This is a genomic window from Streptomyces pathocidini (genome assembly GCF_001418495.1).
Taxonomy (GTDB): Bacteria; Actinomycetota; Actinomycetes; order Streptomycetales; family Streptomycetaceae; genus Streptomyces; species Streptomyces pathocidini.
In genome coordinates this window covers 1-15,783 of sequence record NZ_LIQY01000465.1, presented here as the reverse complement: position 1 = coordinate 15,783, position 15,783 = coordinate 1, and the positions used below count along the sequence as shown (strand labels likewise).

Below are 15,783 nucleotides of genomic sequence, written 5' to 3'. Positions count from 1 at the left end.
TCCAGCCGCCGATCATGCCCGGCTGGGACCGCTACCCGGTCCGCGAGCGGCTCCGGGAGGCCTACGCGCTCCACGTGCGGCCCGCCCCGGAGCTGCCCGTGCTGGTCGACAACGACGCCAACCTCATGGCGTACGCGGAGCAGCGCGTGGGCTTCCCCGACTGCGCCGCGTTCGTGCTGGTCAAGGTGTCCACCGGAATCGGCGCCGGGGTCGTGGTGGGCGGCGAGATCTACCGCGGCATCGACGGCGGTGCCGGGGACATCGGCCACATCCGGCTGCACGACCAGTCCGACGCGCTGTGTATGTGCGGCTCCTACGGCTGCCTCGCGGCCGTGGCCAGCGGCCGGGCGCTCGCCGGGCAGCTGACCCGGCTCGGGGTGGAGACCACCTCGGGCTCGGGCGTGCGGGCCCACCTCGCGGCAGGGCAGCCCGACGCGCTGCGGCTGGCCCGGCAGGCGGGCCGGCAGGTCGGCGAGGTCCTCGTCACCGTCGTCACGCTGCTCAACCCCGGAGTCCTGATGATCGCCGGGGACCTGGCGGGCACGCCCTTCGTGACCGGCGTACGCGAACTCCTCTACCAGCGCGCCATGCCGCGCACGACCGCCGGCCTCCAGGTGGTCACCTCGGCACTCGGCGACCACGCGGGCCTGACCGGCGCCGCCACGGCCGTCGTCGAGCACCTCTACGCACCCGACCGGGCCGACGAACGCCTCGCCGCACTCGGAGACTCCTCCCCTTGAACCTGAACTCCCCGACCATGCCCGTGAGTTCCGACCTCGACGACGAGGAGTGCCGGCCGGTGCCCCGCGCGGGCGGTGCGTACGGGGGGCTCCAGCGAGCCGGGCGCCCCACGAGGGCTGCGGCTCCAGGAGCTGATCGAGAACCTTCGCTGAATGTTTACATGACTTAACGGAGCGTCAGGCTCACGTGATGGGTGCCTCGGCTCTGGTGGGCGAATGTCCGTTGCGTTCACCGTTCCCATGGGTCACCGGAGTTGAGCGATGCGTCACATGTGAAGGAATGGTCGACGATCGGTGGACGCTCTGCGTGGCACGGTTCCGCGTCCACCGGAATGTTCACCGGACCGGCAAGGCGTCGGCTGGCCCGGCAGCGCTCCTGCGTGATTTCATTTCCGCCATACGGGAGTTGCCAAACACCGCGCGGATTATTCGCGGTGGCGGCGGCCACCGTTCACCGGCGGAATCGGCCCGCGGCCGAGGCTGTCGACCTCCCTTGGAAACACCGTTTAGCTACGTAGGAAGAGGCGCACCCATGCGTAACGACTTCATTGAGACCGCCGAGCTCGCCGACAGCGACCTGGACATCGTTTCCGGCGGTGTCGCTGGCGTGTCGCTGCCCGCCCCGGTCAACGGCGTTGTCGGCACTGTCGAGGGTGCTGTCCCGGCGGACGTCGCGGGCCTGGCCGGCGGCGTGGCCTCCACCGCCACCAGCACCGCTGCCGGTCTGGCCCCGGTTGCCCTGCCGAGCGTGCCGGCTCTCTGATCTTCCGAGGCCGCTCCGCCCCTGACGGCGGCGCAGCCGAGAGAATTTCCCCAACTGCCGATACGCCTGAATATCGGCGGGCTTGACCATAAACCCCGGGACCCACTGTCCCGGGGTTTATGGCTGTCGTCGTACAGGATTCGAAATGGCGTATCAGGGCCTCATTCGAGAGGAATGCGCGGTCGGCTGGGCATGTCCTCAACTGTGTTAGCGTCAGGCATTGTTGTGTGTCCGTCCGACGTCGTCGAACGCAGTTGAAGGAAATGTCCGTTCAGTTCCGGCAAAAGGCGCTTTCCAAGCTGCAGTCGCCCGAAGAGCTCGACCTGCCCGTGCGCTTCGCCCGGCCCCAGGGCCGGCTCGTCCTGGCCCTCACGGCGATCGTGATGGCCGCCGGGTGCCTGTGGGCCGTGAACGGCACGGTCTCCTCCAAGCTCCGCGCCCCCGGCGTCCTCACCCACGCCGAAGGCAGCTACGTCCTCCAGAGCCCGGTCGCGGGCCAGGTCACCCGGGTCCTCGCCAAGGAGGGCCAGCTGCTGGCCAAGGGCGCCCCGCTGCTCGACGTCCGTACCCCGCAGGGCGACCGGTCCGTACGTGCGGTCGCCGCGGGCCGGGTCACCGCCCTCGTCGCCGGGATCGGCACGGTCGTCACCACCGGCTCCGACGTGGCGACTATGGAACGCGTCGGCAACCCCGAGGACCCGCTGGTCGCCATGGTGTACGTGCCCGGCGGCAGCGGGGCGGGCGTGCCCGTGGGCGCCCGGGTCGACCTGACCGTCCAGTCCGCGCCCGCCCAGCGGTTCGGCGTCCTGCGCGGCCGCGTCAAGGCCGTCGGCCGGACGCCGCAGTCCCGGCGGCAGATCGCCGGATTCCTCGGGGACGGCGAACTGGCCGGGCAGTTCACGAAGAGCGGCCAACCAGTCGCCGTATTGGTCGAGTTGGAGCGCGCGGCCACCAAATCCGGCTACGCCTGGTCCTCCACGGGCGGCCCGCCGTACGCGATCGACTCCGCGACCCAGGTCAGGGCCGCCGTCCACCTCGCCGCACAGCACCCCGTCGATTGGCTCCTCCCATGACCGCGCAGCACGACCCGGCGCCGTCCGCGACCACGGCGGGTGGTTCGGGCACGACGACGGGCGGCTCGGGCACGACGACGGGTCCGTCCGCCACGGCCGCGGGGGGCTCGGCGCCGGCCACGAGGCCCCGGCCGCTGCCGCCCCAGGTCGGTCGCGGCCGGCACCGCCCGGGCGCTGCCCACAGGCCGGGACGGGGCAAGCCCAAGGAGCCGAAGGCCAAGCCGCGGCGGGCCGTCCGCACCCCCACTGTCCTGCAGATGGAGGCTGTCGAGTGCGGCGCCGCCGCCCTCGCCATGGTCCTCGGCCACTACGGCCGCCACGTCCCCCTGGAGGAGCTGCGGATCGCCTGCGGCGTCTCCCGCGACGGCTCCCGCGCCAGCAACCTCCTCAAGGCGGCCCGCGGTTACGGCCTGACCGCCAAGGGCATGCAGATGGAGCCCGCCGCCCTCGCCGGGGTCCGCGCCCCCGCCATCCTGTTCTGGGAGTTCAACCACTACGTCGTCCACGACGGCATGGGCCGCCGCTACGGCCGTCGCGGCGTCCACATCAACGACCCTGCCCGGGGGCGCCGGTTCGTCCCCAGCGAGGAGTTCGACACCAGCTTCACCGGCGTCGTCCTCACCTTCGAACCCGGCGACTCCTTCCGCAGGGGCGGCCGCAGGCCCGGCGTCCTCGCCGCCCTGCCCGCCCGGCTGCGCGGCACCTCCGGCACGCTGCTGGCCGCCCTGCTCGCCAGTTTCCTGCTCGTCGTCGTCGGTGCCGCCGTCCCTGCGCTCAGCCGCACCTACATCGACCTGTTCCTGATCGGGAACCAGACCTCACTGCTCGGCGTCCTCTTCGCTGCCATGGGCGCGTCCGTCGTGTTCACCGGCGCACTCACCGCACTCCAGCAGGCCAACCTGCTGCGCGGGCGCATCATCTCCTCCACCCTCAGCAGCGCCCGCTTCCTGCGCCACCTCCTCAGACTCCCCGTCACCTTCTTCGCCCAGCGCAACCCGGCCGACCTCGTCCAGCGCCTCCAGTCCAACGACACGGTGGCCGAGACCCTCGCCCGCGACCTCGCCGCCGCCGGCGTGGACGCCGTGGTCGTGATCCTCTACGCGGTGCTGCTGTGGACCTACGACCCCCAACTGACCGTCGTCGGCATCCTGATCGCCCTCCTCAACGTCGTCGCGATGCGGATCGTCATCCGCCTGCGGGCCACCGGCACCCAGAAGCTGCGCGCCGACAGCGCCCGGCTGACCAACACCTCGTACAGCGGACTCCAGCTCATCGAGACGATGAAGGCCACCGGCGGCGAGAACGGCTACTTCCGCCGCTGGGCCGGGCAGCACGCCGCCACCCTCGACACCCAGCAGCGGCTCGGCGTGCCCAGCGCGGCCCTCGCCGTCGTCGCGCCCACGCTCGCCGCGCTCAACAGCGCGATGATCCTGCTGATCGGCGGGTTGCGGGCGGTCGAGGGTCACATCTCGATCGGCCTGCTCGTCGCCTTCCAGGCGCTGGTCACCAGCTTCACCGCCCCCGTCACCCGGCTCAACGGAGTCGCGGGCCGGGTCCAGGACTTCGCCGCCGACGTGGCCCGCCTCAAGGACGTCGAGAACTTCCCCGCCGACCGCCTCTACGAGCGCCCCGGACACGACGCCGCCTCCACCCGCCGACTCAAGGGCCACGTGGAGCTGGACGGCATCACCTTCGGCTACAGCCCGCTCGACAAGCCGCTGCTCACCGACTTCTCCCTGACCGTCGGCCCCGGCGAGCAGGTCGCCCTGGTCGGCGGCTCCGGCAGTGGCAAGTCCACCGTCTCCCGCCTGATCTCCGGCCTCTACACCCCGTGGGAGGGAGCCATCCGCATCGACGGGCAGCGCCTGGAGGACATCCCGCGCGGCGCGCTCTCCGCCTCCGTCTCCTTCGTCGACCAGGACGTCTTCCTCTTCGAGGGCACCGTCCGCGACAACGTGGCGCTGTGGGACCCCTCCATCCCGGACGAAGCGGTCGTCGCCGCGCTGCGGGATGCCGCCGTGTACGAGTCGGTGGCCCGGCGCCCCGGCGGCCTCCGCAGCCGTGTCGAGCAGGACGGCCGCAACTTCTCCGGCGGCCAGCGGCAGCGCCTGGAGATCGCCCGGGCTCTCGTCCGCCGCCCCAGCATCCTGGTCCTGGACGAGGTGACCAGCGCGCTGGACGCCGAGACCGAGCAGGTCATCATCGACAACCTGCGGCGGCGCGGCTGCGCCTGCGTCGTGATCGCCCACCGGCTCAGCACGGTCCGCGACAGCGACGAGATCGTCGTACTCGACCACGGCACCGTCGTGGAGCGCGGCCGCCACGAGGACCTGGTCGCGGCCGGGGGCCCGTACGCCGAGCTGGTCAAGGAGCACTGAGGTGACGTCGGTTCACTCGGATCAGCGGGCCTCCGCCGACGGGGGAGAGGGCCTGCTCGGGGCTGCCGGCGGCTCTCCCAGCGGGTCGCACGACGCGGTGGTCGGCGAGCTCGGTGGCCTCGGCACCGAGGCCGACTGCGCCGCGCTGCGCAGCGTCCCGCTGGAGGGCCCGCACATGCTGTGGCTCGTCGTCCACGGTGCGATGGACCTGTTCGCGGTGGACGCGGCCGACCAGGGCCACTGGCACTTCCTCGGCCGCGTCGAGACGGGCACCTTGCTGCTCGGCCCGGTCGAGGGCCCCCGCCACACGCTGATCGGCAGGCCGCTGCAGGGCTGCGTCCTGCGGAGGATCCAACTGCGGGAGCTGTACCGGCCGGAGTACGACACCGCGTACGGCTACGAGGGCGGCCACGGCCAGGAGGGCGCGTACGGCTACGAGGCCGGGGCGACGGGTGTGCCGGGCCCGCTGGAGGACGCGTTCGCGCGGGGCGTGGGACGCGGCCTGCGCGTCCTGTACGAGGCCCCGCTGGACGGCGCGCCGGTCTCCCCGGCCGGCGCGGGCGCCGACGACGACATCCTGTGGATGGAGATGTCACCCGGCAGCGTCCAGTACGGCGCCGCGTACGGCCCGGAGGCGGCGGCCGACCTGCTCATCGACGGCGCGCTGTGGCAGCGCATGGTCAACCAGCAGTTTCGGCTGCTGTACGCGCTGGACGGCTGGATCGAGCGGCTGGAGCGCGCCCACGAGGACCGGGCCGCTGCCGGGATCGAGGCAGGCGAGAGCGTACGGGCCCAGGCGGACCAGGCGCTGCTGGCCTCCATCAACCGCTCGGCCGAGCGCCGGACTTCCGGCCCGGGCATGGGCGAGGCCGACGACGCCGCGCTGGCGGTCTGCCGCGAGGTCGCGGCGGCGGCCGGACTCACGGTCACCCCGCCGGTGGCGGGCGGCTCGCTCAACGACCGGATGAACCCGGTCGAGCGCATCGCCCTCAGCTCCCGCTTCCGCACCCGTGTCATCAAGCTCCGCGCCACCTGGTGGCGCGAGAACACCGGCCCCCTGGTGGGCCACTGGGCCGACGGCGAGTCCCCGGTCGCGCTCCTGTGGCGGCGCGGCGCCTACGAGGCGCTGGACCCGGCCACGGGAGAGCGCACGCGCATCGGCAAGGCCGAGGCGGACCTTCTCGAACCCCGCGCGATCATGTTCTACCGCCCGCTGCCCGAACGCCCCGTGTCCCCCTGGCGGTTGCTCCGCTTCAGCATGCACGGCACGCGTACGGACCTGCGCAACCTGGTCCTCGGCGGCCTCGTGGCGGTCGGCCTGGGCACGCTGGTGCCCATCGCCACCGGGCAGGTGCTGGGCGTGTACGTGCCCAACGCCGAGAACGGCCTGATCGTCCAGGCCGCGCTGGCGCTCGTGGCCACCTCGGTGGTCTCCGCCGCCTTCATGCTCCTGCAGAACACCTCCATCCTGCGGATGGAGGGCCGCATCGAGAGCACCCTCCAACCGGCCGTCTGGGACCGGCTGCTGCGCCTGCCGACCACGTTCTTCGCCGGCCGCTCCACCGGCGAGCTGGCGAGCGCCGCCATGGGCATCAGTACGATCCGCCGCCTGCTGTCCGGCATCAGCGCGGTCGTGGTGCAGGCGGGCACGGTCGGCGCGGTGAACCTCGTACTGCTGCTGGTCTACAGCGCGCGGCTCGCCCTGGTGGCCATGGGACTCCTGGTCGTCATCGCCTCGGTCTTCCTGTTCCTGGGACTGTGGCAACTGCGCTGGCAGCGCCGCCTGATCGAGCTCAACAACAAGCTCAACAACCAGGCGTTCCAAACCCTGCGCGGCCTGCCGAAGCTGCGCGTCGCGGCGGCGGAGAGCTTCGCGTACGCGGCGTGGGCGCGGGAGTTCGCGCGCAGCCGCGAGCTGCAGCAGCGGGTGGGCCGGATCAAGAACCTGATCGGCGTCTTCAACGCCGTCTACCTCCCGCTCTGCACCCTGCTGATGTTCGTGCTCCTGGCGGGCCCGGCCCGCGGAACCCTCTCGCCGAGCGCCTTCCTCACCTTCAACACGGCCGTGACGATGGTCCTGACCTCGGTCACGCAGCTGACCGGCGCGCTGATCTCGGCGGCGGCGGTGCTGCCGATGTTCGAACAGGTCAAGCCGATCCTGCAGGAGAGGCCCGAGGTCCGAGGCGGCAGCACGGCGCCGGGGGAGCTGAGCGGCGCCCTGGAGGTGCGGGGCCTGTCGTATCGCTACGAGGAGGGCTCCCCACTCGTCCTGGAGGACGTCTCGTTCGCGATCCGGCCGGGCGAGTTCGTGGCGATCGTGGGCGCGAGCGGCTGCGGAAAGTCGACCCTGCTGCGCCTGCTGATCGGCTTCGACCGCCCGACCTCGGGCAGCGTCCTGTACGACGGCCAGGACCTGGCGGCGCTGGACCAGGCGGCCGTACGCCGCCAGTGCGGGGTCGTCCTCCAGAACGCCCAGCCGTTCAACGGCTCGATCCTGGACTGCATCTGCGGCACGGAGATGTTCTCCCAGGAGGAGGCGTGGCAGGCGGCAGAGATGGCGGGCCTGGCCGAGGATATCAAGCGCATGCCGATGGGCCTGCACACGATGCTGTCCGACGGCGGCGGCACCGTCTCCGGCGGCCAGCGCCAGCGTCTGATGATCGCCCAGGCGCTCATCCGCCGCCCCCGCATCCTCTTCTTCGACGAGGCCACGAGCGCCCTCGACAACGAGACCCAGCGCATCGTCACCGAATCCACCCGCGCGCTTAACGCCACCCGCGTCGTCATCGCCCACCGCCTCTCCACCATCATGGACGCGGACCGCGTCATCGTGATGGACGGAGGCCGAACGACCCAGATGGGCCCCCCGGCGGAACTCCTCGCGGAACAGGACGGACTCTTCTACGAACTGGTGCGGCGGCAGATCCGGTAATGGACGCTCACGAGGGGCCGCCCTCGCGGCCATCGGCGGCGATTCGGCGTTCCTGCGGGGCGATGGGGAGGTCGTTGATGCTGGCGTAGCGGTTGCGCATCAGGCCGTTGTTGTCGAACTCCCAGTTCTCGTTGCCGTAGGCGCGGAACCACTGGCCCTGTTCGTCGTGGTACTCGTACTCGAACCGTACGGCGATCCTGTTGCCGGTGTAGGCCCACAGCTCCTTCCGCAGCCGGTAGCCCGACTCGCGCTCCCACTTGGCGGTCAGGAACTCCACGATCTCCCGGCGGCCGTTGATGAACAGGTCCCGGTTTCGCCACTCGGAGTCCTCGGTGTACGCGAGCGCGACCTTCTCGGGGTCGCGGGTGTTCCAGGCGTCCTCGGCGAGTTGGACCTTCCGCCGGGCGGTCTCCTCGGTGAACGGCGGCAGGGGCGGGCGCTGTTGGGACATGGCGGTGTCTCCCTCTCCGGCGAAGCGGCTCATGGAGAACGATCGTTCTCCATGCTATGCGCTACCGTAGGAGAACGATGGTTCTCCCTGCAAGAAGGCAAGGACGCAAGGGTTGACTGTGGACGGCGAGACGACGGAGGGGCGCGTACTCGACGCGGCCGAGGAGCTGTTCTACGCGCGCGGGGTGCGGGCGGTCGGCATGGACGCGGTCCGCGCCGCGTCCGGGGTCTCCCTCAAGCGGCTCTACCAGCTCTACCCGTCGAAGGACGACCTGGTGGAGGCGTATCTGCGCCGCCGCGACACCCGCTGGCTGCGCCGCCTCGCCGAACACGTCGCCAAGCTGGCCGATAGGCCTGATACGCCTGATGTGCTGGCCAAGTCGACCGGTGCGGTCGCGGAGTCGACCGGTGCGGTCGCCAAGTCACCTGGTGCGCCTGCGGAGTCGACTGGCACGGTCACCGAGTCGCCCGGTGAGGCCGCCGAGTCGCCCGGTGTGCCCATGGAGTCGACCGGTGTGCCCGTGGCCCGGATCCTCGCCGTTTTCGACTGGCTGCACCAGTGGTTCGCGGAAGAGGGCTACCGGGGCTGCGCGTTCATCAACTCCTACGGCGAACTCGGCGCCACCTCACCGGCCGTCGCGGAGGTCGCCCGCGCCCACAAGGCCGCCTTCCGCCGCTACCTCTCCGACCTCGTGGCCGCCGCCGGGTTGCCCGCACCCCTGGCCGCCCACCTCACCCTCCTCGCCGAGGGCGCCATCACCACGGCCGCGATCTCGGGATCGCCCGCGGCCGCCCACGAGGCGAAGGCCGCCGCGCGCATCCTCCTGGAGGCATCCCGGGCGTCCGCGCCCGAGCGGGGGAGGGCCTGACCGACGGGCCCCAAGGCCCCGGGGGATCCGAGACTCTCCCGCAAGGCCCTGGCGTTCGGGACCGCCCCCCCCAAAGCCCTGGCGCTCGGGATCACTCCCCGGGCCCTGGACCCGGGAACGGTCCCAGTGCCCTGCCAGGGACCGTTCCCGAGGCTTCCGCGCCCGAGACCGTTTCCCCAAACCCTCAGCACCGGAGACGGCCCCAAAGCCCGGCGCCCGAGACTCCCCACGGGCTCCGGGGCGGCCCCGCCAACCGGGCGCCTTTCGGCTCCGGACCGGCATGGTGCGAGTTCGCCGCCGGCCTGCGCCCGGAGACTGGTGCCTCGGTGCTTTCGGAACCAGGCAGGAGAGACCGTGGACAACCCCGGCACCCGTGGACGCCGGAACGCGGCAACCGCCGACGTGGGCGACGGCACCGCCAGCCAGCCGGGGGTCATCGGCATCGCGCTCGCCGCCGTGCTCGCGGCCTCACTCGCACAGGGCTCCTGGCAGTGGTTCGCCACCTACATCGGAGTGACGCTGCTCGCGCTCATCCTCTGCTTTCACCGTCTGCCGACGCGGAGGCGCCACGGGGCCGCGTACCTACGGAACCTGACGGCGTACTCGATGATCGTGGGCCTGTGTGTCGCGATCGCGCTGGCCCCGATGCTCCAGCGCTGGGCGTGGCTGTTCCCGATGCCGGGCACGCGCGGCGACTGCCGTGAGCTGGGCCGGTACGAAGACCTCCGCGTGGAGGCCGCGCTGGCGAATCTGGCCGGTCGCGACGGTACGGCCCTGGCCCGGGCGAAGGACCTCCAGAGCGGTGACGTCGTCGCAGACTGCCTGGCGGCCACGACGACGCGGTGGCTGCCGGTGTACGCCGCAGCAGTAGCCGTACTGGTGGGCCTGGGCGCCTGGGGCGCCGACCGGGCCCGGCGCAGGAGACAGCCGGCCGCGGCGTCCCCCGGCAGCCCACGTCATCAGGGCTGAACGACCGACCACGCGCCCGCGCGCGGGATCGATCTCCGACGTCGTCGCGCTGAGGGAGCGACCGACCACGCGTACGCGCGCCCGTACCGCAGTGAAAGGCCCCAGGACCGGACCGGCGTGCCCCAAGTAACGTCTGGGTTCGGGTGGCCGAGGCGGGTGGCTCACGGCCGCCCGCCTCGGACAGCAGGCGACTACCGTCGCCAGTGCGGCCAGTCCGGCGCGAAGTCGCACCAGTACTCCGCGCACCCGACCCGGTACGCCCTTGTGACCGTCTCCGTCAGCGATCCGCCCCCGCGCGCCTCCGCGGCCACCTTCAGCGAGACCCAGCCGGTGTCCATACCGGGCACGGTGACCCGCCAACCGTCCCCGCTCCGGCGGACTTCGGCCGCCTGCCAGGTCGCGCCGTCGTCCGTCGAGTACGAGACCGACGCCCGGTCCACGTCCCCGCCCCGCGGCGCGCCCTTCTGGTAGGCGAAGCCGAGGTCGAAGCCGAACTCACGGCCCTCCGGTACCGAGTTGTCGCCATCCAGGCCCGGCACCTCGTACCGCGTGTCCAGCAGCGGCAGCGCGCTCTCCCCGCGCGTGTGCGCGGACCGGAAGCGCCAGACGTCACTGACCTCGGTGGCCAGCGGCCACTCGGGGGAGTCGCGGCGGGCGGTGGCCGTCAGCTCGTACCACCGGGCCTTGGACGGTACGTCGAAGACGCCCTGCCCCGGCTGGTCGTTGCGGCCCACGACGGTGCCCGACGCGGCGTCGCGCAGCACCGTCCCGCCCGTCTCCAACTCCCGTACCCGCTCGGACCGGTGGCCCGCCGCGTCGGAGAACATGGGGAGGGCGAGGCGCAGCTTGTCCCCGTCGCGGGTGGCCTGCGGGCGGCCGTCCGCGCCGGTGACCGAGAGGGAGGGGTTGAACGGGCCGGTCAGCCAGTTGTCCTCCAGGGTGTCCGCGCTGCGGCTCCGGCGGTAGAGGATCGGGTCCGTGTACTGGACGCCCAGCGCGCCCGCGTCGACCGCGTACTCGAACGTCGCCGTCGTCCACCGCACGTCCGGCGTGTAGTACGCGGTCATGCGGTGCGGAGCGCGGAAGAGCGTCCACTGCTGGGCCAGTTGCAGCCCCTCATATGTGACCCACCCGTAGATCCCCTTGGGGTCGTTGGGGTAGCCCGTCGTACGGAACGCGTGCTCGACCGGCACCAGGTCCCTGCGCCGGTCGGTCCAGTCGGCACCGGCCGGAACACCGTTCTCGCGGGTGTGGAACGTGAAGTACGTGCGCCCGCCGTTGCGTTGGCCCTTGATCTCCAGGGTGACCGGACCGTCGGCCAGCCGCTCGCGCAGCAGCGCCATCCCCGGCTCGGAGACCGACAGCGGCGGATCGGCCAGGTCGAAGTCCACCCAGCCCGAGCCGATGAGGACCGCCGCCGGCCCCTGCGCCTTGATCGCCTCGTAGCGCCTGGTCGCCTCCTCGTACGGGGTGCCGTAGCCCGGGTCGAACAGCACGACCCGGTCCTTGAGCTCCAGGCCCGCCAGGTCCGCCGCGGTGCCCGCGTCGGTGACCTGTCCGCGCACGTCCCACTCCTGGCGCTGCCACGCCAGCAGGCTGACGTCGATGTCGACGGGGTCGGGGGAGCCGACGACGGTGGCGCGGACATAGGGCTGCTGCCAGGAGGCGGCGGAGAAGTACGTCAGCCCGGGTATGCGCGCGCTGCCCACCGCGTACGCCTGGTGCCGGCCTCCGAAGATCGGGGCCACGAGCCCGGTGGTGGCACCGCTCCCGGTGGTCGAGACCAGCCCGGCCGCGGAACCCTGCTCGTTGATCCGCATGTCCGGGTCGTCGATGCTCCGGCGCACCGGCTCGGCGCCGGACACGTCCGGTTCGACCGTGCGGTCGCCGGTCAGCGTGACGCGCTGGGCGAGCGTCACGGAGGAGCGCGCCACACCGACCGTGCCGTACTCGACGTACTCCCACACGTCGCCGAACACCCGGTACGTGCCCAGCGGCAGCCGCAGCCGCTGCGCCTCGTCCGCGGCGCTGACCAGCTGCGCCTCGCCGGTCTTCTCGTTCTGCACGACCAGGTTGGTGTACGTCCGGTCGACCCCGGGGCGGTGGGCGGCGGGCTCCACGGTCAGTGTCGCGCTCGGTCGCTCCGCGTCGATGCCCACGGGGGTGCGGACGCGGCTGCCGTTGGAGCCGCGCGCCACGACCCAGGCGCTGTGCGTACCGGGCTCGGCGCGCCGGGCGTCGATCCGGACGGCGGCCTGGACGGTGCCGCCCGCGGGGACGGTCAGCCGGCGGTCGGCGAGGGCGACGGGGGCGTGGCCTTCCAGGGAGAGGGTGAGGTGGATGGGCTTGGGGGTGGGGTTGCGGTACGTGATGGCGCGGAATTCACCGGCGGCGCCCTCGTACGGCCAGACCAGCTCCGCCGAGACGGCGGTGGGCGAAGCGGTGACCCCGGCCGCCAGCGCGCCCGGGACGTCGACGCTGCCCGCCCCCTGCTCGTACACGCCCGCGCCCTTCACCGCGTCCGCGGTGCCGACCAGCGCGGCCTTGAGCTGCCGGGCGTCCCACTCGGGGTGGCGCTGCTTGAGGATCGCGGCCGCGCCGGACACGTGCGGGGTGGCCATGGAGGTGCCGCTGATGGTCGCGTAGCGCTCGCCGACGGCCGCGTCGGCGAGGGTGCCCTGCGCGCGGGCGGCGGTGATGTCGCTGCCGGGGGCGGTGATCTCGGGCTTCACGCCGGCGTCGGCGAGGGCCGGGCCTTGGGAGGAGAAGGTGGACATCGCGCGCTGCTTGGTGATCGACCCGACGGTCAGGGCGCTGGGCGCGGCGGCGGGGGAGCCGATCGTCCGGGGCGCGCCGTCGTTGCCCGCAGCGACCACGAACAGCGGGCCGCCGTCGGCCGACAGCTTCTCGACCGCCTGCGAGAGCGGGTCGGTGCCGTCGCTGGGCTCGCTGGAGCCCAGGCTCATGGAGACGACGTCGGCGTCCTGCGTGGTCGCCCACTCCATGCCTTCGAGAATCCAGCTGATCTGGCCGGTGCCGCCGGCGTCGAGGACCTTGCCGACGAGGAGTTCGGCCCCGGGCGCGACGCCGCGGTAGCGGCCGCCGGAGGCGGCGCCGTCGCCTGCCACGGTGGACGCGACGTGGGTGCCGTGGCCGTTGCGGTCCTGGACGGACTCGTCCCAGGTGAAGTTCTTCTCGGCGGTGACCTTGCCCTTGAGGTCGGGGTGGCCCTGGTCGTACCCGGTGTCGAGGACCGCGACCTTCACGCCCCTGCCCTCGAGTCCTTTGCGCCAGGCCTCGTTGGCGCCGGTCATCGCGACACTGCGGTCGAGGCTCGCCGAGACCTTCGCGTCCAGCCACAGTCTGGAGGCGCGGGCGGTACGGGAGGTGCCAGAGGTCTGCGTGAGGAAGCCCTGCCAGGCGCGGGCGGCTTCTGTCTTGTGTACGGTACGGGCGGTCAGCCCGAGCGTGTCGAACTCCCCCTGGTTCCTGGCGCCCTTGAGGGCAGGGGCGGCCTGCTCGGTGGTGATGAGCGGTATGTCCTTGCGGGCCGAGTCGTCGTAGCCCTGCTCGGCGAGTGCGGTCACGTCGAAGAGCCGCTGGTCGAGCCGGTCGGCCGCGAGCGGGGCGGTGGCGTCGACCGGGATCACGTACTCGTGGCCGTCGAACCGCGCCCGCGTGAACGCGATCCGCTCGCGTCCCTTGCCGGGGGTGACGCCACTGACCTGGAGGCTGTCGCCGCTCCCGGTGAAGCTGACCCTGTCACCACTGACAAGGGTGACTGTCTGCTGCCCGGGTACTGCCGGAGGCGGCGCGGCCAGAGGTGGCACTGCCACGTTCCTGCCACCACTGCCGGACTCCGCTCCGGCGGGCAGCCCACCCGCCAGCAGCGCAACCGCCGTGGCGGCGACGATGGCCGCGGATCTGCCGCCGGGTCTTCTCCTGGACGTACGTATGGCCGCCAATTCCCCAACTCCCTTGAAACAGACGTGGACGGAGGGATTCCCCACCCCTCATTGGCAGCCCTGCCAGGCTGACCATGCCACCTCCGCCACTGGCGGATCCCTGCCAGGCGGATATCTGCCAGGGCAGGAGCGGCAGTTGGGCACGTGCCCGTGGGTGCGACGGCAGCACCCCGGACAAGGATTCAAGGGTTCAGCCCGGGTCCTGGGGCCCGGCACCGTACGGCCCGGCCACCGGGCGTCTACTCCTCGGCGGTGCGGTGGCGGTGCGGCGGTGCGCCAGGCCGGGTCCGGGCGCTGGAGGGTCGCGGTTGCCGTCCGGCAACCGGCCGTATATGGCCAGCCGTACGAGTGGTGTCTCCGGCCTGGCGCCGCCGCGTCACCGCGTACGGGGTGTATTCGACCCGTCGCCATCGGTGGCGGGGTCAAAGTTTCGCAAATAGCTTCGGACTATGACAAAACGCAAGGTCACCTATCTCGGATGGGCCGCGGCAGCCATGGTCACAGGCCTGGGCGCGGCAGCACCGGCAGTCCTGGACAACGAGCCGACCGCAGCGGAGCCCAAGGCCGTCCCCGCTGCCAGCGCGGCCCCCTTCACATCCGGCCGTACCCACGCCGTACGCGCGGGGCAGTCGATCCAGAAGGCGATCGACGCCGCCCAACCGGGCGACACCGTCGTCGTCGCCCCCGGCACTTATCAGCAGAGCATCCAGATCACGAAGTCCAACCTGACCCTCCGCGGGGCGGGCGACCGCACGGTGATCACCCCCGCGACGGTGGGAGCCAAACCCACCAAGGGCCGAGCCGACGGGGGCCCGGCGCCGACCGCCGACGACTGCGCCAAGGAGGGCAACGGAATCTGTGTCACCGGAGCCGCCGGCAAAGCACTGTCGAACGTCAACATCCGCTCGCTGAAGGTGAGCGGCTTCAAGAAGAACGGCGTCTGGGCCACCGGCACCGACCGCTTCGGCGTCTACGGAGTGACGGCCGAGAGCAACGGCGTGTGGGGAATGGCGCAGGAGAAGTCGACCCGGGGCGTCTTCCGCGGGAACGCCGCGCGCGGCAACGGCGACGCGGGCCTCTTCATCGCCAACACGGTCGACCAGGAAGGCGGTGCCCTCGACACTCAGGGCACCCAGATCGTCGGCAACACCCTCACCGGCAACCGGACCGGCATCACGGTCCGGCGCCTCAGAAACCTGACCGTCGAGGGCAACAGCCTCCTCGAGAACTGCGCCGGCGTGTTCGTCGTGGGCGACGAGGGCAAGCCGAAGGCCGGGGCCATGACGGTCCGGAACAACCGAGTGGAGCGGAACAACAAGTACTGCGCCAAAACCAGCCGCCTCCCCTTCATCCAGGGTGTGGGGATCATCCTCACCGGAGTCGAGGAGGTGACGGTGACGCGCAACACCGTCCGCGGCCACGAGGGCAAGTCACCGATGTCCGGCGGCATCGTCCTGTTCAAGAGCTTCGTGGGCACCGCCAACGACCGCAACGTGATCAGCAACAACAACATGGCGGAGAACAAGCCTGCGGACCTGGCCAACCGTGACAAGGGGACCGGCAACCGGTTCGAGGCCAACAGCTGCAAGACCTCCGAACCCAAGGGTCTCTGCTGAGCCGCACGTCCCCCATGAACCGCCCCTG

10 protein-coding genes are annotated in these 15,783 nt (G+C 71.9%); 8 read left to right on the top strand and 2 right to left on the bottom strand.

What is annotated here, in order from left to right; genetic code table 11:
- The 5 genes from AOK16_RS20475 to AOK16_RS20455 form a co-directional block, all read left to right on the top strand.
- Positions 1-740, top strand: a 740-nt coding sequence (locus tag AOK16_RS20475; RefSeq protein WP_157859282.1) for an ROK family protein, incomplete at its 5' end; no start/stop codon positions are given.
- 532 nt (positions 741-1,272) lie between these two features.
- Complete coding sequence (locus tag AOK16_RS20470) at positions 1,273-1,503, top strand: hypothetical protein (protein WP_055473650.1); 231 nt, start codon at positions 1,273-1,275, stop codon at positions 1,501-1,503.
- 263 nt (positions 1,504-1,766) lie between these two features.
- The gene (locus tag AOK16_RS20465; protein ID WP_055473649.1) at positions 1,767-2,576 is read left to right on the top strand and encodes an HlyD family efflux transporter periplasmic adaptor subunit; all 810 of its coding nucleotides are present in this window, start codon (positions 1,767-1,769) and stop codon (positions 2,574-2,576) included.
- A 257-nt stretch (positions 2,577-2,833) separates the two neighbouring features.
- On the top strand, positions 2,834-4,954 hold the full coding sequence (locus AOK16_RS20460) for an NHLP family bacteriocin export ABC transporter peptidase/permease/ATPase subunit (RefSeq protein ID WP_240483665.1): 2,121 nt from the start codon (positions 2,834-2,836) through the stop codon (positions 4,952-4,954).
- 52 nt (positions 4,955-5,006) lie between these two features.
- The gene (locus AOK16_RS20455; RefSeq protein WP_055473654.1) at positions 5,007-7,886 is read left to right on the top strand and encodes an NHLP bacteriocin export ABC transporter permease/ATPase subunit; all 2,880 of its coding nucleotides are present in this window, start codon (positions 5,007-5,009) and stop codon (positions 7,884-7,886) included.
- A 7-nt stretch (positions 7,887-7,893) separates the two neighbouring features.
- Here the strand turns inward: AOK16_RS20455 and AOK16_RS20450 are convergent, their stop codons facing one another.
- On the bottom strand, positions 7,894-8,337 hold the full coding sequence (locus tag AOK16_RS20450) for a nuclear transport factor 2 family protein (protein ID WP_055473653.1): 444 nt from the start codon (positions 8,335-8,337) through the stop codon (positions 7,894-7,896).
- A gap of 112 nt (positions 8,338-8,449) precedes the next feature.
- On the opposite strand from AOK16_RS20450, the gene AOK16_RS28575 reads away from it, so the two are divergent.
- Complete coding sequence (locus tag AOK16_RS28575; RefSeq protein WP_240483664.1) at positions 8,450-9,205, top strand: TetR/AcrR family transcriptional regulator; 756 nt, start codon at positions 8,450-8,452, stop codon at positions 9,203-9,205.
- 354 nt (positions 9,206-9,559) lie between these two features.
- Complete coding sequence (locus AOK16_RS20440; RefSeq protein ID WP_240483663.1) at positions 9,560-10,174, top strand: hypothetical protein; 615 nt, start codon at positions 9,560-9,562, stop codon at positions 10,172-10,174.
- A 191-nt stretch (positions 10,175-10,365) separates the two neighbouring features.
- On the opposite strand, the gene AOK16_RS20435 is transcribed toward AOK16_RS20440, so the two are convergent.
- A complete protein-coding gene (locus AOK16_RS20435; RefSeq protein WP_157859281.1) occupies positions 10,366-14,010 on the bottom strand; it encodes a S8 family peptidase in 3,645 nt (1,214 codons plus the stop codon).
- Between the two features lie 578 nt (positions 14,011-14,588).
- Between AOK16_RS20435 and AOK16_RS20430 the strand changes: the two genes are divergently transcribed.
- Positions 14,589-15,755 carry a right-handed parallel beta-helix repeat-containing protein gene (locus tag AOK16_RS20430; protein ID WP_079101602.1) on the top strand — a complete coding sequence of 389 codons (1,167 nt, stop codon included), beginning with the start codon at positions 14,589-14,591 and terminating at the stop codon, positions 15,753-15,755.
- Positions 15,756-15,783: the final 28 nt, after the last annotated feature.

Excerpts from the sequence above, each read along its gene's own strand:
- AOK16_RS20430 (WP_079101602.1), top strand. The coding sequence starts at position 14,589 with ATGACAAAACGCAAGGTCACCTATCTCGGATGGGCCGCGGCAGCCATG.
- AOK16_RS20465 (WP_055473649.1), top strand. The coding sequence starts at position 1,767 with ATGTCCGTTCAGTTCCGGCAAAAGGCGCTTTCCAAGCTGCAGTCGCCC.
- AOK16_RS20450 (WP_055473653.1), bottom strand. The coding sequence starts at position 8,337 with ATGTCCCAACAGCGCCCGCCCCTGCCGCCGTTCACCGAGGAGACCGCC.
- AOK16_RS20460 (WP_240483665.1), top strand. The coding sequence starts at position 2,834 with ATGGAGGCTGTCGAGTGCGGCGCCGCCGCCCTCGCCATGGTCCTCGGC.
- AOK16_RS20470 (WP_055473650.1), top strand. The coding sequence starts at position 1,273 with ATGCGTAACGACTTCATTGAGACCGCCGAGCTCGCCGACAGCGACCTG.